Source organism: Microbacterium sp. TW_SC_2 (assembly GCF_055361165.1).
In genome coordinates this window covers 418,688-441,455 of record NZ_CM143952.1, presented here as the reverse complement: position 1 = coordinate 441,455, position 22,768 = coordinate 418,688, and the positions used below count along the sequence as shown (strand labels likewise).

The 22,768-nt window shown below is 70.9% G+C and carries 17 protein-coding genes; all 17 read right to left on the bottom strand.

All coding sequences use genetic code 11. From position 1 onward, the window contains the following. Entirely contained in the window at positions 1-717 is a 717-nt protein-coding gene (locus tag ACWA14_RS02085) for a WXG100-like domain-containing protein (protein WP_463795807.1), read from the bottom strand. Between the two features lie 99 nt (positions 718-816). Continuing rightward, positions 817-1,674, bottom strand: coding sequence for a hypothetical protein (locus tag ACWA14_RS02080; protein ID WP_463795806.1), 858 nt, complete (start codon positions 1,672-1,674; stop codon positions 817-819). Next, positions 1,671-2,843: a hypothetical protein gene (locus ACWA14_RS02075; RefSeq protein ID WP_463795805.1), complete on the bottom strand. Its 1,173-nt coding sequence runs from the start codon at positions 2,841-2,843 to the stop codon at positions 1,671-1,673. The genes ACWA14_RS02080 and ACWA14_RS02075 overlap by 4 nt, the downstream gene beginning before the upstream one ends. 57 nt (positions 2,844-2,900) lie before the next feature. After that, positions 2,901-3,575 (bottom strand): hypothetical protein, encoded by a 675-nt coding sequence (locus ACWA14_RS02070; RefSeq protein WP_463795803.1) that lies wholly within the window; start codon positions 3,573-3,575, stop codon positions 2,901-2,903. Position 3,576: 1 nt separating this feature from the next. Then, positions 3,577-4,275: a WXG100-like domain-containing protein gene (locus ACWA14_RS02065; RefSeq protein WP_463795801.1), complete on the bottom strand. Its 699-nt coding sequence runs from the start codon at positions 4,273-4,275 to the stop codon at positions 3,577-3,579. Between the two features lie 91 nt (positions 4,276-4,366). Continuing rightward, complete coding sequence (locus ACWA14_RS02060; protein ID WP_463795800.1) at positions 4,367-6,058, bottom strand: periplasmic substrate-binding domain-containing protein; 1,692 nt, start codon at positions 6,056-6,058, stop codon at positions 4,367-4,369. A 10-nt stretch (positions 6,059-6,068) separates the two neighbouring features. Continuing rightward, on the bottom strand, positions 6,069-6,293 hold the full coding sequence (locus ACWA14_RS02055) for a hypothetical protein (protein WP_463795799.1): 225 nt from the start codon (positions 6,291-6,293) through the stop codon (positions 6,069-6,071). Between the two features lie 120 nt (positions 6,294-6,413). Beyond that, complete coding sequence (locus ACWA14_RS02050) at positions 6,414-6,707, bottom strand: WXG100 family type VII secretion target (protein ID WP_463795797.1); 294 nt, start codon at positions 6,705-6,707, stop codon at positions 6,414-6,416. A gap of 107 nt (positions 6,708-6,814) precedes the next feature. Then, positions 6,815-11,326, bottom strand: coding sequence for an FtsK/SpoIIIE domain-containing protein (locus ACWA14_RS02045; protein ID WP_463795796.1), 4,512 nt, complete (start codon positions 11,324-11,326; stop codon positions 6,815-6,817). A gap of 58 nt (positions 11,327-11,384) precedes the next feature. After that, positions 11,385-12,770: an RDD family protein gene (locus tag ACWA14_RS02040; RefSeq protein WP_463795795.1), complete on the bottom strand. Its 1,386-nt coding sequence runs from the start codon at positions 12,768-12,770 to the stop codon at positions 11,385-11,387. Between the two features lie 115 nt (positions 12,771-12,885). Continuing rightward, complete coding sequence (locus ACWA14_RS02035) at positions 12,886-14,517, bottom strand: serine/threonine-protein kinase (protein WP_463795794.1); 1,632 nt, start codon at positions 14,515-14,517, stop codon at positions 12,886-12,888. Beyond that, positions 14,514-15,983: an FHA domain-containing protein gene (locus tag ACWA14_RS02030; RefSeq protein ID WP_463795793.1), complete on the bottom strand. Its 1,470-nt coding sequence runs from the start codon at positions 15,981-15,983 to the stop codon at positions 14,514-14,516. The genes ACWA14_RS02035 and ACWA14_RS02030 overlap by 4 nt, the downstream gene beginning before the upstream one ends. Next, positions 15,983-16,798 carry a PP2C family protein-serine/threonine phosphatase gene (locus ACWA14_RS02025; RefSeq protein ID WP_463795792.1) on the bottom strand — a complete coding sequence of 272 codons (816 nt, stop codon included), beginning with the start codon at positions 16,796-16,798 and terminating at the stop codon, positions 15,983-15,985. Before ACWA14_RS02025 ends, ACWA14_RS02030 begins: the two co-directional genes overlap by 1 nt. Further along, positions 16,795-18,132 (bottom strand): RDD family protein, encoded by a 1,338-nt coding sequence (locus tag ACWA14_RS02020; protein ID WP_463795791.1) that lies wholly within the window; start codon positions 18,130-18,132, stop codon positions 16,795-16,797. The genes ACWA14_RS02025 and ACWA14_RS02020 overlap by 4 nt, the downstream gene beginning before the upstream one ends. Then, positions 18,129-20,531, bottom strand: a complete 2,403-nt coding sequence (locus ACWA14_RS02015) for a transglutaminase TgpA family protein (RefSeq protein WP_463795789.1) — start codon at positions 20,529-20,531, stop codon at positions 18,129-18,131. The genes ACWA14_RS02020 and ACWA14_RS02015 overlap by 4 nt, the downstream gene beginning before the upstream one ends. After that, positions 20,528-21,790, bottom strand: coding sequence for a DUF58 domain-containing protein (locus ACWA14_RS02010; protein WP_463795788.1), 1,263 nt, complete (start codon positions 21,788-21,790; stop codon positions 20,528-20,530). Before ACWA14_RS02010 ends, ACWA14_RS02015 begins: the two co-directional genes overlap by 4 nt. Beyond that, complete coding sequence (locus ACWA14_RS02005; protein ID WP_463795787.1) at positions 21,790-22,761, bottom strand: AAA family ATPase; 972 nt, start codon at positions 22,759-22,761, stop codon at positions 21,790-21,792. The genes ACWA14_RS02010 and ACWA14_RS02005 overlap by 1 nt, the downstream gene beginning before the upstream one ends. Between the last annotated feature and the right edge of the window lie 7 nt (positions 22,762-22,768).

Here is a 22,768-nt window from a genome sequence, read left to right as displayed (position 1 = left end):
TCAGTCCCCCGAGATCTGCAGGTTGGCGATGTCGGCGAGCAGCCGATCGGTGAGCTCCTCCACGTCGGAGGCGTGTGCGTCCATGTCGTCCGCGGCCTGGTCGAGGGCCTCGAGGTCGGCGTAGAACTCGTCGGTGTCGCCGATGGTGCCCTCCACGATCGGTGCGTCGAGAAGTGCCATGACCAGCACGGGCACCTGCTCGGCGAGCGGCTCGATCGCGAGGGGCAGGACCTCGTCGATGACCTTCTCGAGCGTGATCTCCATCGCCATGGAGAAGAGCTTCTTGCGCGCCAGGATGAGCACGGCGGCCCCACCCGCTCCGAAGGGACCCGCTGCCAGCAGCGGGATCAGCTGTGCGAGCGTGATCGTGACGTCGGCGATCACCTTCACCTTCAGCGCGAGCACGATGTCGGCGGCGATGTCGATGCCGACGGCGGCCGGACCGAGCACGTCGAGGAGCTGCTGCACGTTCTCCGAACGGCTGCGGTTCCACCCCGTCACGTGCGCCGTGCCGGTCTCTCCGCGCATCGCAGCGGCCAGCTCGCCGTTGATGCGACGGTCGGCCGTCTGCACGAGCGTCTCCATGTCGTCGCGGTACCCGCGCACATACACGGCAGCCTTGCGCACCTCGTCCTCATCGATGTCGGGCCATTCGAGACCCAGCTTGTCCATGATCCAGATGAGCTCATTCGGCAGCATCATTCCCACTGCGACCACCTCCACCCCTGACGCTAGCGAGCAGCGGGCGGGGTGCGCGATGGGGAGAACAGCCCACCCTCAGCGGGTGGCAGTGCCGAGCGCCGGACGCCCGTGCGCTCAGCGGGGCGGTTTGCCGGGCACGAAGTAGCGCACCGGCGACAGACCGGTGCGCACGACGGCGTCGCCGGCCGCCGTGAGGAACTCGTCCATCGTGGTCACGCTGATCGCCCCCGACGGGTTGGCGACCATCACGTTGTCCACCACGGGCAGCAGCGTCGCCGTGCCCTGGGGCCAGGCGGCGAACGTGAGCGTGACGCCGTCTTCGCGCACGTGGATCTTGGGGTCGGCGATGTGCACGTCCGGACGCTGCAACGCCACCGTCTGCGCCTCGTAGGCGCGCACGCTGAACAGGCGGAGCGCCCGCTGGATGCGCAGCTCGAGGGCGGGGAACCGGTCGAACCAGCGGAACGGGGCCCATCCGTCAGCGGTGAGGACGATCGGGTGGATGCTCACCAGCGGCCCGCCCTCCTCGTACAGGGACTCGGCCAGATCCAGCACGCGTCCGACACCGGCTTCGTCCTCGGCGCCGAGGATCACGAAGCGCTCCCGCGACAGCGCGAACACGACGGGGTCGCCCTCCAGGGGAGCCGCCGCGGCGCGCGCACGATCGACCAGCACGGCGGCGGCGATCGTCTCGTCCTCGACGATGATCACGCCCTCGACCGGATCCGGCAGTGCACCTGCCGAGGCGACCGACGCGGCCACCATGTCGGCGAACGGCCGCGTCGACCCCTCGACCTGGCCCTGGGTGACGGCTGCGCCCGCTTCGTCGAGTCCGACGAACAGCTCGCCGCCGATGTACTCCACGCGCGGATGCGCCGCGCCCGGCGCGGTCAGGGAGAGCACACCGAGCTCGCTCGCACCGTAGACCCGCGGCACCGCGACCACGCCGACGTTCCCGAATGCACCTGTCATGAGCTCTTGCCCTCTCCTCGAGTACTCCCCAGACTATCCGGCCCCGCGGGCGCTCCCTGCGGTCCGCGCACCTGCGCGATCGACCAGCTCAGGTCGATCCCGTCGACGGCTGCGGCCGCACGTCGCTCGATGATCCAGCCCGCCGGCACGAGGTGCACCGCGAGGGCGAGGGTGCCGGCATCCTCCTCGCCGGTCCACACCAGCAGGACCGCGTGATCCGGGCCGTACGCCCAGTAGTCCGCTCGCTCGGCGGCCGCGTCGCGCAACGCCGACACGTACGACCCGACGCTGTCATCGCCGCCGCGGTCCAGGTCGACCCGGATGCCACGCCCCTCGCGGTACTCCAGAGCATCCCCCACGTCCGCGGCCAGCACCGCCATGCGCCGGCGTTCCTCCTGCGTGTCTCGCCCCCCGGCCCGCGGATCGGCCTGTGCGGCGAGCGGCAGGACGCGCGCCGCGCCCCGGTCGATCACGGGGACCCCGAGGTGCGACGGCACACCGGAGAGGACTCCGTCGACCGTCTTCACGATGTCGCCGGAGCCGGCGGACACGCGCCACCCGTCGGCCGGATGCGCGAGCTCGTCACTCGTTCCCGGTGCATCTCCCGCGACGCAGTCGTCGAGACGGGCGAGCGCCGCATCGATGGCCTCGAGCCCGAAGCGGTCCCGTGTCGGCGGCGCGCCGGCCGCGAGCATCGGCTCCCACTCGCCGAAAGCGGGCAGCGCCGATCGGTACTCCGCGAGGGAGACGCCGGAGGCCTCCCGGACATCGTCGTCGCCGATCGGGGAGGCCAGCGTCGCCTCGACCACGCCGTCGGCGGAGATCTGCTGGGTGACCGAGAGGACCTGGGCGTACGGGACGCGCCCCGCCGGGTCGCCGTCCGGGTAGAAGAGGTCGATGATCCGGCGGCAGAGCAGGCCGTCTCCGTCCTCCTCCCAGGTCACCTCACGCAGAGGAGTCCTGCTGTCCGCGTAGTAGGTCACGAGGAAACGGTGCCGCTTCGGCGACACGAGGAGGAACCATGCGGGCGGATTCCCCTCGGGCACCACGCGGATGCTCTGACCCGCGTCGTACCGCTGCCGCGCGTCATCGACATCGAGGTACGGCGGTTCGCCGGACGCCTCGAGACGGCTCAACTCGAACTGCTGCGGGTAGAGCACGCCCGTCATCGCGAGCCCTCGCGGCGACCGAGCCGACGGGACAGTGCGAACGAGGCGGACGTGAGGCTATTCGACATAGAACTGCGTGTAATTTCCGGTTCCCATATCGGAGACGTCGAACACCGCCTCGGGGATGCCCTCCGGGAGGTACCCGCCGGGAATCCACTGCGCGTTCGCCCCGGCCTCGGTGCCCTGCGGCATCCGCAGATTCCCGTTGGTGATGTCCTCGTAGGAGAAGTCGGCACGGACGATGTCGACCGCGTTCCCGTTGCCGTCGACGAAGAAGTTCTCCCCGAGCCCGAGCATGACGCCGAGCCTCTGCGGATCGCCGTTCGCCTGCGTGATGATGGTGTCGATCTCGGAGGTCGGGAACACGAAGGTCGTCCCGTTGTTCCCCGGTCCGTACGTGGCGAGGCTGTCGGCCCGGTAGAAGCGCGTGGCTCCATCGCCGAACTGATCGATGTGCTGCTGGATGTAGTCCGCATCGAGGTACTCGCCCGGGTACGGGCGGTTCTGCCGCCCCGCGTCGACGACACGGTTCGGCGTGTGCCAGGAGTCCGTGCGCCATCCGTCCCGCAGCGACTGCGGCACATCGGTGCCGTCGAGGTCGGTGACCCCGGCGTTGTTGCGATTCTGCTTCTGGCCGTGCTTGCGGAACATCTCCGAGAGCTGCCGCACGTGGATGGGCATGCCGTCGAGCGCGTCCCTGAGCGGCCGGATGACACTGCTTCCGATTCCCATGTCAGTCTCCCCCGATGTTCAGACTCGATAGATCCGACATCAATCGTTCGGTCAGCGTCTCGACGTCGGCGGCGTGCTGCTCCATCTCGCCCTCGGCCTGCTCGAGCGCCTGCAGGTCTGCGTAGAACTCATCGGGATCTCCGGCGACGGCCTCGACGATCGGCGATTCCAGCGCGGCCATGATGACTCCGGGAAGCTCTTCCACGAGCGGCTCGATCACCATCGGCAGCACCTGGTTCAGCACCTGTTCGATCGCGATGTCGACGGCCGCGTTCAGCAGCCTCTTCTTGATCAGCAGCATCGGACCCGCCCCGACCGCGGTGATGGGGTTCGTGAGCATGGCGACCAGGGCGATCATCGTGGTCGTGACGTCGGCGATGACCTTCATCTTGAGGGCGAAGACCGCATCGGCTGCGATGTTGATGCCGGTCGGCGCCGGCCCGAGGATGTCGAGCAGCTTCTCGAGGTTCTGCGAGCGGTTGGCGTTCCATGCCCCCACGTAGGAGGGACCCGCCTGACCCCGCATCGCCTGGGCGAGATCGCCGTTCACCTTGCGGTCCATGGTCTGGATCTTCGTCTCGAGATCGTCGCGGAAGACCCGCACCATCTCGGACCCTCGACGCAGTTCGTCCTCGTCGATATCCGGCCATTCGAAGCCGAGCTTCTCCATGACCCAGATCAGCTCGTTCGGCAACATCATCCCCACGGCTCCACCTCCACAGATGACTCTACGAGGTGCGCGCCACCGACGACGACGGACCGCACGGGTAGGACTGCCCAGGTGGCGGCGCTCACGGCACGACCGCCCATTGCGTGACCCCCGAGGTGAGTGCTCCCGCCGCGCCGTTGCGGGGCGCGATGCCGGTGACGTCCTTGTCGACGATCGTGACCCGGGGGTTCATGGCGAGGGGCAGCGCGACGGCGGCGCGGACGATGCTCGCCTCGATCTGGGCACGCAGTTCCCTGGCCGCGTAGATGTCATCGGTCTGCGCGAGCTGCGCGATCAGGGCATCCCGCTCGGGGTCGGGGTGGCCCGTGATCGAGGACTGCCCCTGGCTCCCCCACTGCGCGGTGAGCTGCGCGGTGCTCTGCGGGACGGCCACCCGGGTGATGACGGCATCCCAGCCTCCCGCCCCGATCGCGGTGTCGAGGTCGTCGCTCGCACAGTCGACCGCGGCCCATCCGGCCTCGCGCGCGGCATCGCGCAGCGCCGCGAACGCCCCGGTGGCGAATTCGCTGGCTCGGTCGTAGAGCACGCACACCTGGGCCCCCGCGGTCACGCCAGCGGCCTCACGTTCCAGCGCCGCATCCTCGCCGGGAGACCCGAGGGCCGTGGCGAACCCCGAGTCCTCGCTCACGATGTCGTAGGCGCGAGAGCCGGGCGCCGACACCATCGACGAGCTCGGCGTGTACGCCGAGGCCCACACGCCGCCGCCGCGCTCGACCAGGGCGCTCGCGGGCACCGCGCGGATGAACGCCGCACGCGCCGTCGCGGAGGTGAAGATGCCCGCGGGCTTCAGCAGCACCGCCCAGACCGTGCCGTCGTTCGAGGTGCTGACCGCGAAGTCCTTGCGCTCGAGCTCGTTGATGCGCTCGCGGTTGACGGTGGCCGGGGCGACCTGCAGCACGTCGAGGGTTCCCCCGATCGATGCGATCGGGTCCTCGCCCGGGGGAACGAGATCGATCTCGGCGACCTGCGGCGTCACGGGGCCGCGGTAGGCCGCGTTCGGGACGAGCGTCACGCTCTGCCCCTGCTCCGCATCCGCGACCTCAGTCACGCGGAACGGACCGCTGGAGATCAGCAGCTCGGCCGGGATCTCGCCGTCGTCCGGGATGTCGAAGCCGGTGTTCCACACCTCGGCGATCGCGGCGAGCGCCTCGGTGTCGTCGTCACGGATGGCGGTGATGACGGCCTGCTTGGCTTCCATCGCGTCGTCCACCCCGAGCGCGAGGCGCCCCACGACGTGCGCAGGCACGGGGACGGTGACGCGTTGCTGCCAGTCGACCACCGGCTGCGGGAAGGTCACCTCGATCGCGCGCGCGAACTCGTCGACGCTCGGCACCGTGAGGCCTTCGCCGCCCGATTCGGCGCCCTCGCCGCGCTCGAGATACCCGGAGCCCGCGGCCCATCCCAGCAGCAGATCGGCGGCGTCGAGGGGGATGTCGTCGGACCACGCGGGTTCGGCCAGGTCGTAGCTCACCGTGAACGGGTCGTCGCTGACGATCGTGATCTCACCGAAGCCCTCATCGGGGACGAACTCCCCGTCGACCAGGTCGCCGAAGTCGGCGCGGATGGTCTCGGCGATGTCGATGTTCCCGGGCGTCGGCGCCGCGGCGGCGTTCGCCGAGGTGAACTCCCCCGTCCACCCCGCGGTGACCTTCGTGCCGGCGATCACGGTCGCGGGCAGCGCCGGGGCGCACGCCGCCAGCCCCACGGCGACCACCACGAGCATCGGTGCCGCCCAGCGACGTCTCCCCCTCATGACGTCGCCGTCACACGAGATCGATGCCGTCGTCGCCCTCGGCCGCCATCTCGCGGAAGGGCTCGCTCTCTTCGCTCTCGAGCCAGGCACGGGCGTGCTCCAGCAGCACGGCAGGGGATTCCTCCGCCTCGGCCGCGGTGCCGAAGGGACCGATCGTGTCCTCCGACGGGCGCTCGTTCGCGCGCTCCACGGACTGGGTCGTCAGGTTGTACCAGTAGGGCTGTCCACCACTCATCAGCTCTGCACTCCGCTCATGTTCCCGATTCTATGCGCCGCCCCCGGCGCCGCACCGACAAAGACAGAGGTCGTGGTGTCGGTCCGAGAACCGTCACCACGACCTCTGCGCGTGCGAGGATCAGCCGCCGGCGAGCTCGGCGTCCTTGTCGCGGATCGAGTCCGCCATGCGGTCGAGCGCCTGAGCCATGTCGTTCACGGCCTCTGCCGCGTCGTCCAGGGAGGCGGTCAGCTCACCGTACGCCGTGGAGTACGCCTCGGAGGCGTTCTCGGTCTTGAAGCCGTCCTGCACCAGGTCATCGATGACGCCCTGCAGCTCCTTCAGCGTGTCGGTGACGCTGCTGCGTCCGTCACGGAGTCGCGCAGCCGCGCCTTCCATCTCGCTATAGGTTGCACCAAAATCATGTCCGGCCATGAGAAACCGCCTCCCGAATTCGTCTTCATCAGGCCGCTTCGGCCTCTTGAGTCGAGGTTAGCCCGTAATGCCACCCCGGCAAACGGGGAGCAGTACCCATGGCACCTCTACCCATCAGTCGGCGGCGTCGCCACGAACGGCATCTGCATGGTGACGGCCCGGCCGGCCTGCACGAAGATCCCTCGGCCGACGGGGAAGTCCGCCCGCTTGACGCGGCCGAACGGAGACTTGAAGATCGCGTCGCCGTCGTAGGTGTCGGGCTTGAGCACGATGCCCTGACGTCCCGTCTTCCATTCCCCGAGCACACCGATGCTGCCGCTCGCGCGGCTGATCTCGGCCTCGCCGATGAGCAGGTGGTCGCTGTTGTTCATGGCCTGCAGGAGAGCGCGCATCGGGCGGTCGGCAGGACCGTCGGCCAGATGCGGGATGTCCTCGATCACGATCATGATGCGGCCGCTGGTCGCATCGCTCACGACCAGCTCCGCCAGCTCCGTGGCGAGATCCTTCGCGTCCTCCGGCTTGGTGGCGGTGCGCACCCAGGGTCGGAAGTCCTTCAGCTCGGCCCGACGGCTGCCGAAGTGGAACATCCGGACGGTCGGGTCGAAGCGCTCCATCGCGACGACGAGCGCCTTCAGGGCGTTCGTGCGTCCGGATGCCGGAGGACCGGAGATCACGAACGATCCGATCGGCTCGAAGCCGTGCGGGGCGAGCGTGTCGTCGGCCACGCCGAACACCGGCATGCCGTCGACCTGCGCCGGCATCTCGTCGACGGGCACCATGGTCGGCAGCGCACCGATCTCGGGGAGATCGCGCACGCCCTCCGCCCGCAGCCGGTCTCCCAGCGCGACGAGGGCCTTGGTCTGCTCGACCACGTTCATCGTGCCCCCGAGCACGGCGATCTGCGCCTCGTGTCCGTCGACGATCGCGCGCCCCGGACCCGACTGGTCGTCGAGCACGTCGCGCGGCGCCCCCAGCAGCATGTACTGGCTCGGATCGCCCATGCGCAGCACCACGCGGCGCGAGATGTTCGCGGCCACCGCGCTGGGCACGGCGTTGCCGCGGTCGGCCGTGATCACGGTGTGCAGACCGAGCGTGCGGCCCTCGCCGAGGATGCGCATGAAGATGCGGTAGAACGGACCACGGCCCGCCGCGACCTCCCAGTCCTTCTTGAACTCGGGGTAGTTGTCGATCAGCAGCAGGATGCGCGGCATCCGCGGGTCGACGAGCTCACGGTACTCCTGGACGTTCGCGGCGCTGGCCGCCGAGAAGGCGGCGGCGCGGCGATCCATCTCGCCGTCCAACGTGCGCAGGAGTCGCTGGATGCGCTCGACGTCTCCGCCGTCGACGACCGATCCGACGTGCGGCAGGGACGACAGCGCCCCCAGCGCCCCGGAGGCGAAGTCGAGGCAGTACACCTGCACGCGACCCAGGTCCGGTCGCATGCCCGCGGCGGTGCCGATGGTCTTCAGCAGGGTGGACTTGCCCGATCCCGAGGTGCCGTAGATCACCAGCGAGCCGTCGCGGTCGGGCAGGAAGACGCCCGCCTGCTGCAGCTGCTTCTCCGGGACGTCCAGGAGCGCGAGCGGGATGCGCGTGTCGCCCTCGTTCGGCAGGTCCTGCAGGTCGACCAGCGGCGAGAGGTCGTCGAGCCACGGCCGCCGGGGCCGCAGGAGCTGCGCCTTGTCGGCCGCGTTGATGAGCGTCGACACGATGCGCTTCTGGTCGTTCGGGCCGAGATCCTCGAGGTGGGAATCCGACTCGGCCGGGCGATCGGGCTCCCATTCGGCACTGGATCCGAAGCGCAGCTCCGCCACCCGCACCTCGGCCGCCGCGGAGTCGTCATCCGCGGTCCAGCCACCCGCGTACGCGGACTGGAAGGGCACCAGACGTCCCGGACCGGTCTTGGCGATCGCGCGGCCCGGGATCGAGGCGGGGAAGGTGGAGGCGATGCCGTCGTCGACGACGTCGCGCGAGTCGGCCTCGTCGGCCATGCGCAGCGCGATGCGCAGGTTGGTGTTGGCCCGCAGGTTGTCCTTGATGACACCGGCGGGGCGCTGCGTGGCCATGATCAGGTGGATGCCGAGGGAGCGACCGCGCTGGGCGATGTCCACGACGCCGTCGACGAACTCGGGCATCTCGGAGGCGAGAGCCGCGAACTCGTCGATCACGAGCACGAGAGCGGGAGGGCACTCCGGATCCTGGCGCTTCTCGAGCTCGAGCAGGTCCTTCGCCTTCTTGCGGTTGAGCAGGTGCTCGCGGTGCTGCAGCTCGGCGCGCAGGCTGGTCAGCGCCCGGCGCACCAGGTGCGGGCTGAGGTCGGTCACGAGCCCCACGCAGTGCGGCAGCTCGACGCAGTCGGCGAACGCCGAGCCGCCCTTGTAGTCGACGAAGAGGAAGGTGACCCGGTCGGGGCTGTGCGCGGCGGCCATGCCCAGCACCCAGGCCTGGAGGAACTCCGACTTGCCGGCACCCGTCGTACCGCCGACGAGGGCGTGCGGGCCCTGCGTGCGCAGGTCCAGGGCCATCGCGTCACTCGGCCCCTGACCGATGATCGCGCGGAGCGTGCCGGACTTCTTCAGCCGCGGACGGGGCGTGGGGCTGCGATCGACGATCGTGTTGTTCTGGCGCCAGCGCTCGATCACGACCTGCGGGTCTTCCGCGATCGCCGGATCGACCAGTTGCAGGAACATGACCGCGCTCGGGATGTCCGAGGAGTCGTGCACCGCGGTGCTGGCGTCGACCACCGGAGCCAGCCGTCGCGCGAGCATCTGCATGTAGGCGTTGGAGACCCCGTCGACGCGCACGTGCTCGAAGTTCTCGCCGTTGCGGACCAGGCCCACCTGCGCGTCCTCCAGCCCGGTCGTGACGTCGATGTAGCTGCGGCACACGGCGGGCAACGACTCGACCGTGGGCGAGACGAACACCGCGTGCACGCCGTGGTCAGCCCCTCGTTCGAGCACGTCGGTGAGCCGCCCACGATCCACGGGGGCGTCGCTCGTCACGAACACGATCACCGACACCGCGGGCGTGCTCTTGTGCTCGGATGCCGCGCGCGCCACATCCGTGCCGTACAGCAGCGGGTTCCAGTCCTCCTTGAAAGGACCGCGGGGCTCGCCGCTGCCGGCCGCGGCGGCCCGCGACACGTACTCCTCCAGCGTGCTCAGGAGCGCCGCACTGGTGGGAGCGGAGTCCGCGAGGGCCATGTCGCGGAAGGGGCTGCGCTCGCTGGAGGTGTGCGGCATCCACTTGAGCCAGTCCAGCTCGGGTGTCCACGTGGAGTCCGTGAAGGCCACGGCGACCAGGTCGTTCGGCGCGTGCAGGCCGAACAGCTGCACGGCGATGCCGCGCATGGCGTCGGCCACCGGCCCCTGCGGACCCGCGATGCCGATGGATCCGGCATCCGCGAAGGTGTCGAACACGGGCACGTCGTCGACGTACTGATAGCGCTCGCGCAACCGGTCGACCCGATCGATGAAGTCGGGCAGGCCGTCGGGCGCCTCGGCATCGTCGATCCTGTTGCGTGCCGGGAGCCGGCAGCTGCCCAGCCGCAGCCCCAGGAAGTTCCAGTGCTCCGGTCTCCTCGTCCACAGCATCGGGCCCAGGCGCATGGCGTGGTCGAAGACCTCGGCCACCGGCGGGGCTTCCGCGTTGCGGGCGCGCTCCTCCTCGGGCTTCCCGTGGAAGAAGTCCTCCTCGAGCTGCTCGTACTGGCGCTCGAAGAGGAGGAACTCGTGGTTCTCGCCCTTCTTGCTCTGCGCCGCCTGGTTGATGATGTTGCCGAACGCCATCAGCGGCGTCATGACGATCATCAGGAGCGAGCGGGGGTTGCCGTTCAGGGCATACAGCGCCATGCCCATCAGGATCGGCGCGATCAGGATCGGCCACGGGAACATGCGCCCGATCTTCTCGGTGGGCAGGCGCGGCACCTTGAACAGGGTGCCGGGGTAGCGCACCTCGACGCGGGGGCTGCGGTTGAACAGCAGGCCGCCGCCGCGTTCGATGATCGGGTCCTCGGTCGCCGAGCCGTCGAAGGAGCGTGCCAGGCGCAGCACGAGCGTGGTGCTCCCGATCACGAACGGCTCGCCCTCCTCGACACGGACGCGCTGCACCGCGACGCCGTCGACGAGCACGCCGTTCGCGGAGTTCAGGTCGACGACCTCGATGTGGGTGCCGACCTCGAGCCGCGCGTGCCGCTTCGAGACCATCGGATCGGCCAGGACGACGTCGTTGCCCGCCTCCCGTCCGAGGAAGACCGGGCCCGCGGCGATCGGGAACTCCTGGCCCGCGAGTGCGCCCGAGGTCGCGAGCAGCACACCCACGACGTCGCGCTGCCCGCCGAAGGTGTAGTCGGGGCCGTAGTTGACGAGGGAGGCCGCGAAGCCGGAGCCGATCGGGGCTTCGCCGATCGGCACGTCGGGCTGCAGCGGGATCAGCCGCTCGCCGGTGGGGGGCGCGACGGCGAGCGTGAGCACATCCCCCTCGGCGACCGGCGTGGACCGCGTCGGATCCGCCGTGGCGACGTGGCGGGCGACGTCGCCCGCGGTCGCGGTGGAGTCCGTCTTGATCACGATGTCGACGGGGTCACCGCCCTGGCGATGCAAGGTCAGCTTGAGCCTCATCGTTCTCCCCCGGTCCCGCGGCGCTCGCCGGCGGTCATCATCAGTCGGTCACCATCGGTCACATCCGGATCACGGCGGCGACGCGGTCGCCCAGCCGGATCATGTCGCCATCCGTCGCCGTCACCGGCGCGCCGGCCGCGGCGCTGTACTCCACACCGTCGCGGATCAGCCCTGACCCGTTCGTGGAGTGGCAGTCGACGACCTCGAGTCCGCCGTCGACGGGACGCACGTGCAGGTGCGTCTTCGAGAGGGAGCGACTGTCGTCGGTCAGCGCGATGGCTCGGGCACCGGCGTGCGCTGTCGCATCGGGGTTGCGCCCGAGGAGCACGGGTTCGTCGATCAGGATGCTCTCGCCCGTGTCGAAGCGGAGTCCGAGGCGCGCGGGCGCCGCGGGTTCGGGCGCGGGCTGCGGGGCAGGCGCCTTCACCACGGCGGGCTGCACAGGAGCGGGTGCGGCCGTCGGCACGGGAGCGGGCGCGGCTGCGGCTGTCGGGACAGGAGCGGCGGGTGCGGGTGCCACGCGAGGGGTCGGCGCGGCGGGCGCGACCGGCCCTGCCGTGGACAGGGCGCCCCCCGCCGGACGCTCGGCGTCGGCGATCCGGTAGCCGCCGAGCACCGGCTTCCCCGCCTCGCCCGGGGAGACGTCCGTCGGAGCGGCCGCCGGCGGCAGCCCCACAGTCGGGCGCTCGTTCGCCTCGTACGGCCGGGCGACGCCGAGCACGCCGGCACTCACCCGGTTGCCCGGGCGGTACTCCGGCTGCGCGCGCGGATCGCGGGGCGTGGCGAGAGAGGGCAGCGCCCCGCGCTCCGGGGTCGGCTCTGCCTTCACGACCTTGCGGGCGACGCGCATCCGCTTCTCGTCGTAGGGATTGAGCCCCTTCCGCACGTCGACGAGCCAGACCTGGGCGAGCTTGTCGTGCAGGCCCCGCCCCCGGCCGTCGGGGTCGAAGGTCGGGGAGAGGAGCAGCACGGCGGGCCCCAGCAGCGGAACGATGCCGGAGACGCCGACGAGGAGGAAGCGCAGGAGCACCGGACCGGCCTTCGGGCGCTCCAGCGTGCGCACGTTCACCGTGCGGATGCCGACGACGGCCTTGCCGATCGTCATCCCCTTCCGCCCGTGCAGGATCCACTGCACCAGGACGAAGACGAGACTGAGCAGCGTCGTGACGGAGGCCATCACGACCGCGAGCACGAAGTCGGGATGATTGATCAGACCGTAGGCCGAGATCGAGCCGGTGGCGAACTTGAGCAGCAGGGGCACGGCGCCGAGCCACAGCGGCAGCTGCAGCACGACCCAGATCGAGGCGTCGATGAGCGCGGCGAGCGCGCGGCGACCGAACGGCGCGCGCAGCAGCCCGAGCGCGGCCGCGTACGCGGGGTCGGGACGCCCGGCGGCGTCGAGACCCTCGATCGCCTGCGCCTTCTCGTCGATCTCCCAGATCATGCCCTCGGATGCCTCCCCGCATTCGTCACGCCGCCTGCGGCTGTGGTCAAGATTACTCAGTGGATGTGTCGTCGAAATACCGGCCGCGGACGCGGTGACGCGCGCGGTCGCCGCGTCAGTCGACGCACCCGCGGACGGGCTCGGAGACGCGCCCGTCGTCGCGTCGCAGCAGGACGTCGATGCAGACGGTGCCGCTCCCGGCGGTGAACTGCGCCTGCGGGACCTCGGTGTTCTGCGGATCGACCGTGCCGGCGACATCGACGACGTTCCAGATGAACGTGTCGCCCTCCTGCGCGCTCGCGTTCACCCAGGAGAAGACGGCCTGGTCGCCCTGACGTGTTCCCGTCAGATCGGTCACCTTCGGCACGAAGTCCGGCACCACATCCTGCGGCTCGGTGGTCTCGGTGGTCTCGGGTTCGGTCTCGATGCCCGAGACCAGCACGTTGAGGCCGACGATCCCGCCGACCACGATCACCACGGCGGCGGCGGCGAGTCCGATCCACAGTCCCTTCCGGCTGCGCGGCGCAGCCGGATCCGTCGTCCCGCCGGCGGGTGCGACCGGCGGCGCCGGCGACGAGGGAGCGGCAGGGGCCGCGGATCCCGGGGAGACCACCATGGGAGGTCGCATGATGGTGCTCGCATCGGCGGATGACGCGGGAGGCGCGGCGGGGACGGGTGCGCGCATCTGGGTCGCGCCGTCGACGGCGTCGGCCCCCTGCGGGGAATCGAAGCGCGGCACTTCGGGGAACACCGTGGCGGCACCCTTGGGCTGTGTGGTCGCCGAAGGACGCGTGAAGGAGCCGAGATCCGGGTCGATGCTGACGATCTCCCGGACGCGCGTGAGACCGTCGTTGTCGTCGTCGAGGTCTTCCGCCGGCGGATGATCGTCGACGATGTCGATGGGGGTGACCGAGTGCGACAGCTCGATCTGCACCTTCTGCAGCGCACGCGCGAACGCGACGGCACTGGGGAAGCGGTCGTCGGGGTTCTTGGCCATCGCGCGGTCGAGCACGCGCTGCAGACTGGCCGGCGAGTCCGGTCGCCCGATGGACGTGAGGGCCGCGCGCTCGATGCGCTCGATCAGATCGGCGCTCGAGTTCCGCTCGCCCGGACGCTCGAACGGCGACCGTCCCGCCAGCAGCGTGTACAGCGTGGCGCCGAGCGCCCAGACATCGGTGCGCGGACCGCTCTGCGGCACTTCGGCGAAGGACTCCGGAGGCGACCACGGGATCGACATCCCGGAAGCCTCCCCCGTCGCGCCGGTGGTCGAGGCGATGCCGAAGTCGGTGAGCGCCGGACGGTTGTACTCGGTGACCAGGATGTTGGCGGGCTTGATGTCGCGGTGCAGCACACCCGCACGGTGCGCGGTCTCGACGGCCCCGGCGACCTGCACGCCGACGCGCAACGCCTCGGCCACCGAGAACGGCTCCTTGCGCGCGCGCAACTGGAGATTGGGACGCGGGCAGTACTCCATCACGAGGTACGGGCGCCCGTCGCCGGCAACGCCGGCCTGGTAGATCGTGACGATCGCGGGATGCGTGGAGAGCATCGCCATCACGTTCGCCTCATCGGCGAACTCCTGTGCCGCGCCGCTCGAGATCCGGTCGGCGAGCAGCACCTTCACGGCGACGCGACGCCGCGGCATCTCCTGCTCATAGAGGAAGACGTCGGCGAAGCCACCCGTGCCGAGCGGTTCCACATACGTGAAGCCGGGCAGCTCAGGCGGCGGAGAGGGACGCCTGTTCACGGGAGGTCCTCGAAGACGACGGTGACCCCGTCGCCGAGGTCGACGACGTCGCTCGAGAGCACGAGCGTCTGCTCTCCCGGGTGCAGCCGCATCGGGTCGGCACCCGGGCGCAGCAGCGTCGAGCCGTTCGTCGTGTGCAGGTCGATCACCACGACGGTGTCCCCCTCGGGGCGGATCTCGAGGTGGCTGCGCGAGATGTCCTGCTGCGGGCTCTCGACCGCGATCAGGTGCGGCATGTTCGCACCGCTGGCCCGCGAGGAACGCGGGCGCCGCCCGATGATGACCGTGCGATCGAGCGTGACGACCTGACCGGTGGAGACCCGGATGCGTCCGGCGACCGCGGCATCCGTCACCGGCAGCACGGCCGTCGGCGCGTCGTTCGCGATCGGAGGCTGCTGACGGAGGCGGCGCAGCTCGGCGGCCGAGATCGTGGCCCCGTCGTGGTCTCCCTCGCCGGGCACGGCAGGAGCAGCGGGCGCGGGCATCGGCGGAACGGGCGGGGCCGCGGCGGAGGGGGCCGCGGCGGAGGGGGCCGAGTGCACGGTGGCACCCCAGAGCTGATCGAAGTCCTCATCGGCGGACAGCGTCTCCCCCGATGCTCCGAGCGTGGCCTCGACCGGGGCGGCCGGGTCGGCGGCCGCGGCGTCTTCCGCGATCTCGTCGAGCGCCTCGGTGACGACCGGGTCCGTCGCGGGCGGGGCGGCGGGCTCGGGCTCGGACCCGGCATCCGTCGATGCCTCGGAGGCGTCGTCGGTTCCGGAGTCGGCGCCGCCCATGACCTCGACGGAGAGGACCGATTCGATCTCGGACTCGAGCTCGCGATCGGGTGCATCGGCCGGCGACGGCACCTCGGCGGAGGGTGCGGCCTCGGCGGGCTCCGGCGCGGGCGCGGCGGGCGCCTCGGCGGACTCCGGGGCGTCCGCGACGTCGGGAAGGTCAGCGGTGACGGGCTGCTGCGCCGCCGGCGCCGCGGCCACCACGACGGGGGTGGGGCCGAGGGTTCCCGCGAGCGGATCGGCATCGCTGGACTCCAGCTCCGCCTGGGCGCCGGCGCTGCGGACCACGCCGCTGTGCACCGGGAGGGCGACGTCGGACTCCGCCTGCTCGACCGTGATCTCGATGCGGCTCGCATCGCTCACGAACCGTTCGCTCCAGGTCGTGACGTCGACGCCGGTCAGCTCCTGCGTGTCGCCGGATGCTCCGTGCACCTGCGCCTGCACGTCACCGCGCAGCGCGATGCGCACGTCGGAGCCCTCCGCCACGGCCGCGACGAACGAGGGCAGCCCGGCGAACGAGCCGCCCGCGCTCGAGGTGAGCACGTCGATCACGGTCGCGAGGGTCTTCTGCTCCGGCATCCGCTCCCAGAGCCGGGTCACCACGTCGCCGGGCACGTCGGGCGGCAGTGCCACCAGCGCCCCCGGGATCACGATGAGGTACCAGTGTCCCGGTCGGTAGATCGTCTGCATCAGCGAACCCCTCCTGCTGTGGATTCACGCGGACGCGTGTCCATGTCGATGTCGGAATCCGTCTCGAGGAGCGTGCCCGGGCGCGAGGCGACCGAGACGGCATCCACGATGACGACGGTGATGTTGTCGCGTCCGCCCGCACTGACCGCGTCATCGACCAGGATGTCGGCGGCCTTCTGCGGGTCGGGGGTGGTCTGCAGCACCTGGTGGATCCGCGCGTCGGACACCTCGGAGGTGAGCCCGTCCGAGCACACCATGATGCGGTCGCCCAGCTCGGCGGGGAACAGCCAGTAGTCGGCATCCCCCGTGCTGCTGGCCCCGATCGCGCGCGTGATGATGTTGCGTCGTCGATCGGTCGCGGCGTCCTCCACCGTGAGCTCGCCGGACTCGATGAGTTCCTGCACGACCGAGTGGTCGACGCTGATCTGCTCCAGCTCGCCGTCGGCCAGGCGATAGGTGCGGGAGTCGCCGATGTTGACCGCGAGCCAGTAGCCCATGCCGTCGACCGAGGCGATCACGACCCCGCTCAGGGTCGTGCCGGCGCGACCGTTGCCCGCGGTCGACAGCTCTTCGACGTGTGCACGGGCCCGCGAGAGCGCGAGCCGCACATCGTCCAGCTCGAGCGATGCCCGGCCGATCGAGCTGGAGAACTCGGCGATGACGGCGGCACTCGCGCGCTCTCCGCCCTCGTGACCGCCCATGCCGTCGGCGACCACGAACACAGGAGCACTGGCGAGATGCGAGTCCTCGTTCAGCGCGCGCCGGAGTCCGGGATGCGTGGCCGATCCCGTCGAGACGATCAGTGCGGGCCTCATGCGTAGCCTCCGACGGTGACGATGCGATCACCGATCTCGATCGCGTCTCCGAGTCGCACCGGCACGCGCTGTCCGGCGGGGCACGCGATGCGCTGGCCGTCGCGGACGAGGGTCATGCCGTTCGTGGAGTGGCGGTCGAGCACCCAGCCCCCGGAGGGCTCGGCGGCGGCCTCGAAGTGGGTCTTGGAGAGCGACAGCGTCTCATCGCGCACGGGGACGATGATGGCGCCCTCCTCCGCGGCGGGATTGCGGCCGAAGATCGTGCGGCGCGACACCGACACCCGGGTGCCGTCGTCCCACGTGAAGACGAGACGGTGACCCGGGATGCTGATCTTCGTGTCCTCGATGTCGTCCGATTCCTGGAGGACGGGTTCCGCGGCAGCGGGTGCGGGGGCCGAGGCGACGGCCGACGCGGGCGCTGCGGGTGCCGGTGCTGCGGGCGCCGGTGCCTCGGGCGTCTGGCGGAGCGTCGCGTCGACGGGAGTCCCGCTCGACGCGGGCGCCGTCGCGCGCGGGGGCGGCGCATCCTGCGTGATGCCGGGGACGAAGGCGATCAGCGAATCCGCGTCCGCGGCGGGCGCGGCCGGAGCCGCCTGCGGTGTCGGCGTCGGAGTCGCGGCGGGCGCGGCGGGCTGCGCCTGGGGAGCGGCCGGCGGCACGTTCGGGGTCGCGGGCCAGGACGCGGGCATCGCCGGTGCGACCGACGGGGGGAAGGCGGGCGCCGGGAACGCGGGAGCCGGGGCCGCGGTGCCGGAAGGCGCCGAGGGGTGCGGGATGCCGGGGATGGCCGGGGCCGCCGCACGGGCGGACGCCGCGGGGTACCCGGGCGTGACCGCCGGGGACGGCGCGGGAGCCGCACTCGCGGCGGATGCCGCGGGCCCCGCCGTGCGCGCGTCGAGCATGAGCGAACCCGCGACCTTGTCGTGCCAGCCCTGGAATCGACCGGAGCCGTCGAACAGCGGCGTGAAGTAGCCGACCACGATCGACCCCGCGAGCCCGAAGATGATGTTGCGCAGCAGTGCGCGCCCGATGCTCAGTGGGACCTCATCGGCGGCCGAGACGAGTCGCAGTCCCTGCGCGCGCATCCCGATCGACCCCTTGCCGGTCTGCATGATCGTGTAGACGACGAACCAGCCGAGCAGCACGAGCGAGACGAGCGGACCGCCGATCGTGAGCGTGGCGAGCATGCCCTCCAGGCCGCCGGCGAGCGTGGCGGCGACGAGCAACCCGCCCCCGAGGACGATCGCGAGTCCGGAGGCGATGAGGGCGTCGATGACGTAGCCGATCGCGCGACGGGAGATCGGCGCGATGTGTGCGACGGCGGGCTGCGTCATGGGGTCTCGCTCTCGGGTGCGGCGGGTGTGCTCGTGGTGCTTCTCTCGATGGTGCCAGGTTCGCGGCGGATGCGCGCGGTCGCGGCATCCCGAAGACCCTGCAGGCCCGACGAGATCGCCGATCCGCCCAGGAGCGACCGCAGGCTCAGACGCGCCTTGGTGCGCTTCCAGAACCCGGCGTCCTTGCCGAGGCCGCCGACGATCGCGTCGACCTCGGTCCAGAACGCCTCGACCTGTTCCGGCGTCGGGTCCGTCGGGCCGAACACCTCGGCGTCGGCGCGGTCCGCGAGCGAGACGACCTGCGGCACCGCGAGCGAGGTGACCACGGCGGTGGCCTCTTCCGTGCGCGTTCCGCCCGGTTGCAACCGGGCGCCGTAGTCGACGGCGCGATCGGTGAGCTCGTCCCAGCCGCCGCTGATGCGGTCGGCCGTGCGTGCCGCCGATCGACGCGCGCGACGCTTGGACGCCTTCCAGGCGCCGATCACGATGAAGGGCGAGGCGAGCAGCGCGATGATCGCGAGCGAGATCCCGCCGATCACGAGGATCGCGCCGATGATGCCGGCGAGATTCAGGCTCTCGTCCTCGGATTCGCGATCATCGGGCAGCGTCGGGGGCAGGTCGACGGGCTCCTGCGGCGGGGGCGGCGGCTGCAGCACCTGCGGCTTGGGGTCGACGCGGGGCTTCGTGTTCTGATCGTTCGGCACCTGGTCCTCGGGGGGCGTGGGGTTGAAGGTCACCCAGCCGATCCCCTCGAAGTTCACCTCGACCCAGGCGTGTACGTCGTCTCCGGTGGCGGTGAACTCCGCCGCCTCCGCGTCCTCCTCGTCGGGGTAGTACCCCAGCACGACGCGGGCCGGGATCTGGAGCTCGCCCGCGAGCAGCGCCATCGCCACCGCGTACTGCTCGTCGTCGCCGATCATCTGATCGCCGCCGATCAGCGTCGAGATGCGCTCGGCGGTGTGTCCGGCGCGCGAGAGCACCTCCCCCTCGAGCCCGTGGCTGAAGAACCCGTCCTCCGAGAGGAAGGTCTCCAGCGCCCTGACCTGATCGATCGCGGTCTCGGCCCCCGAGACCGTCTCCGCGGCGAGCGAGGTCAGCTCTTCCGGAACATTGCTCGGCTTCGGCATCGCGACCTTGCCGAAGGGGACCTCGGCGAGCTGCTCGTCGCTGTAGGCCGCGGGCATGACCGCATCGACCGTGTACTCGTCGCCCGTGGTGAGCTTCGGGGTGGCGACCGCCGTGCCCGTCTCGGTGTTGACGTAGGTGCCGCGACGCAGCTCCTCTGCGCGATCGCCGGTGAAATCGATCTCGGACAGCACCCCGGCGGTCGGCATCCACACCTGGTCGTACGCCTGGATCTCGACCTTGAGCGTGACCGGCACACCCTCCGCCTCGGGCGCCATGTCGGATCGCACGGGCGTGAACGCGCTCGACGACGTGGGGCCGCCGTCGGTGACGTTGAAGACCATGCCGTCGAACTGGTCCATCACGGCGGTGCGGATGCGTGCGCCCTTGGGCAGACCCTGCACCGTGAACAGGTCTTCATCGACCTCGTCGCGCACGTTCTTGCGGAACGACTGCAGGGGGCTGGCGTAGTCGCGGATGTTGAACGGCGGGATGATCACGTCGCGGAAGACGTGGCGCGTCTCGGTCGGCGCGGCGACGGCGTTGGTCGCGACGCCCGCGCCGCCGGCGACCGCGAGCACCGCGACACCCGCGAGCAGGCGACGGGTGCGCATGTGCGAGGCGCGGGAGGGATCGACGTCGCCCACCGAGATGGCGGCGTTCTGCGGCGCCCAGATCTGGCGCAGTGCGAGCCAGGCGATCGAGACCACCGCGAACAGGATGCCCTGCACGAGCGGGAACGCGGGCTCCGGCGTGCCGAGGGCGATCACGAGCATGAGCAGCACGCCCGCGGGGATCAGCGCCCAGGCGACCGAAGCGAAGCGCAGCGCGAACGAGGCCGTGACCGTGGAGACGACGAGCCCCAGCAGGAACGGCACGATCAGGTGGCCGTCGGTGGCCGAGACCGGGGCCACCGTGGTGAGCAGCTGCTTCCACGCCGTCACCGGCCCGACCGCGAGCTTCTGGAGCGTGTCGAGCGAGGGGATGAATCCCGCGATCGCGGTCTGCGGCAGCGCGAGAGCACCGCCGAAGACGAAGTACGCCGCGATCACGAGGCCCGCGATGAGGAGCACGCCCCAGCGACGCCAGAACGCGACGGCGGCGATCGCGAGACCCAGCAGGATGCCTCCGAGCGCTGCAGGGAGGAACGATCCCCCCGCGAAGGTCGGCCAGAAGCCGAGGAGGGCGAGACCCACCAGGAGCAGGGTGGCGCCGAGATCGAGGATCCAGCGACGCAGTGGGAGGACGGCGGATGCCGTCGACGAATCGGTCATGCGAGAACCTTCTGGAGCGCGAGGGGAACCTGATCGAGTGCTCCGACGGTCACGACGTCGGCCTCGCCGATACGGCGCAGCGCCGGCGAGGTGGCGCGGGTGTCGGCGACGACGGCGAGCACGCGGGCACCGTACGGGAGGCGCGAGCAGGCGAGGCGGAGATCGTCCGTCGACACCTGGGAACCGCACACCAGCACGACGACACTCGCGAGCGGCATCTTGGCCGCCACGATCCCGGCGAGCTCGGGGATCCCGCCCTCGCGGGGCTTGCTGTCCTCGAGCCCGGCGAGCGAGTCGAGCAGCTGCTTCCCGGTGCCGGCGGGGAGTTCGCGCCCCTGCACCCGCACGTCGACCCGCTGGGAGTCGCGCAGCGCGCGCAGGCCGATGGACCCTGCCGCCGAGATCGCGAGCTCGAAATCCTGATCCGAGGCGTAGTCCCCGCTGGAGCGCGAGAGCCCGATCACGAAGTGCGAGCGCCGGGTCTCCTCGTACTGGCGCACCATCATGGTGCCCGTGCGGGCGGTCGACTTCCAGTGCACGTGACGCAGATCGTCGCCCGGCTGGTACTCGAGCAGGGCGTGGAACGACACGTCGTCGCGCGAGAGGTCGGTCGCGGGCATCCCCTCGAGGTCGCGCAGGTAGCCCAGCGACTGCCCGTCGAACAGCACGGTCCGCGGGTGCACGAACAGATCGACCGGCTCGTCGCGGCGATGCGCCCGCTCGAAGAGGCCGAGCGGGTCGCCGCGGACCACGCTCACCGGCCCCACCTTCACGACGCCGCGCTTCTGCGTGGGGATCGCGAAGAGCTCCTCGGCCTCGTCTCCGGGGGCGAGGCGTTGGATGCCGAACTCCCCGCGGCCCGATCCCACCGGCAGCACGACGCGCGACGGCAGGATGGCCCGCGCTCCGCGGTTCGCGAGGGTCAGCGCACCCACCGCACGCTCGCCCACCACGACGCGGGTGCGAGCGAGGTCGAGCGACACGTCGTAGGCCGTGCGTCCGATCAGGAACAGAGCGCACAGCGCCACCGTGATCGCGATCACGATCGCCGCGATCGTGAACTCCGACCAGCCGGCGATCTGTCCGAGGATCCAGAAACCGATCGCGAGGCCCATGAGCACCCAGGCCAGCGGACGGATCGCCGAGGCGATCAGCCGGAGGCGCGTCAGGACGCGCGCGCCGAGGAGCGCCGCGATGTCGCGCCATCCGGCATCGCGGTCCGCCGGGGCGGGTGCTGTCTGAAGGGCCTCCGCGGTCATCAGGCGGCGGCTCGGGCCTGGGGTGCCGCGACCGCGTCGAGCACGCGGGCGATCACGGTGTCGCTGCTCGTGCCCGCGAACTCCGCCTCGGCGTCGAGCAGCAGACGGTGCTGCCACACCGGCCGCGCCAGCACCTTGATGTCGTCGGGCAGCACGAAGTGACGTCCGTGGGCGGCCGCCCAGACCTTCGCCATGCGGATCATCGCGATCGCGCCGCGCACCGAGACGCCCAGGCGGATCGCGGAGTCCTCGCGCGTGGCCTCGGACAGCTCCGCCACATAGCGCAGCACCGCGGGCTCCACGTGCACCGAGGCCGCGAGATCGGCCATGTCGGCCACCGCACCGGTCGTGATGATCGCTCCGAGGCCCGCGGAGGGGTTCCGGTCGGACGCGCCGGCCAGGATGCTCTCCGTCACGGCGAGGTCCGGGTACCCGATCGAGGTCTTGATCAGGAAGCGGTCGAGCTGCGCCTCGGGGAGCTTGTACGTGCCGGCCTGCTCGATCGGGTTCTGCGTCGCGATCACCAGGAACGGGCGACCCGCCTCATGCGTGACGCCGTCGACGGTCACCCGCGACTCCTCCATGACCTCGAGGAGGGCCGACTGGGTCTTCGGCGACGCGCGGTTGATCTCGTCCGCCAGCACGATCGAGGCGAAGATCGGACCCTTGTGGAACTCGAACCGATGCGACTGCTGGTCGTAGATCGTGACACCGGTCACGTCGGAGGGCAGCAGGTCGGGCGTGAACTGGATGCGCGCACTGGTGCCCTGCACGGTCGCAGCGAGCGCCTTCGCGAGGCTGGTCTTGCCGGTGCCGGGAGCATCCTCGAGGAGCACGTGGCCCTCGGCGAGCATCGACGCCAGCACGAGCCCGACGATCTCCTTCTTGCCCTGCACCGCCTTGTCGATGTTGTCCACCAACCGACCGAACGTCCCCTGGAACCATGCGGCCTGCTCGGGAGTCATACTCATGTGCTGT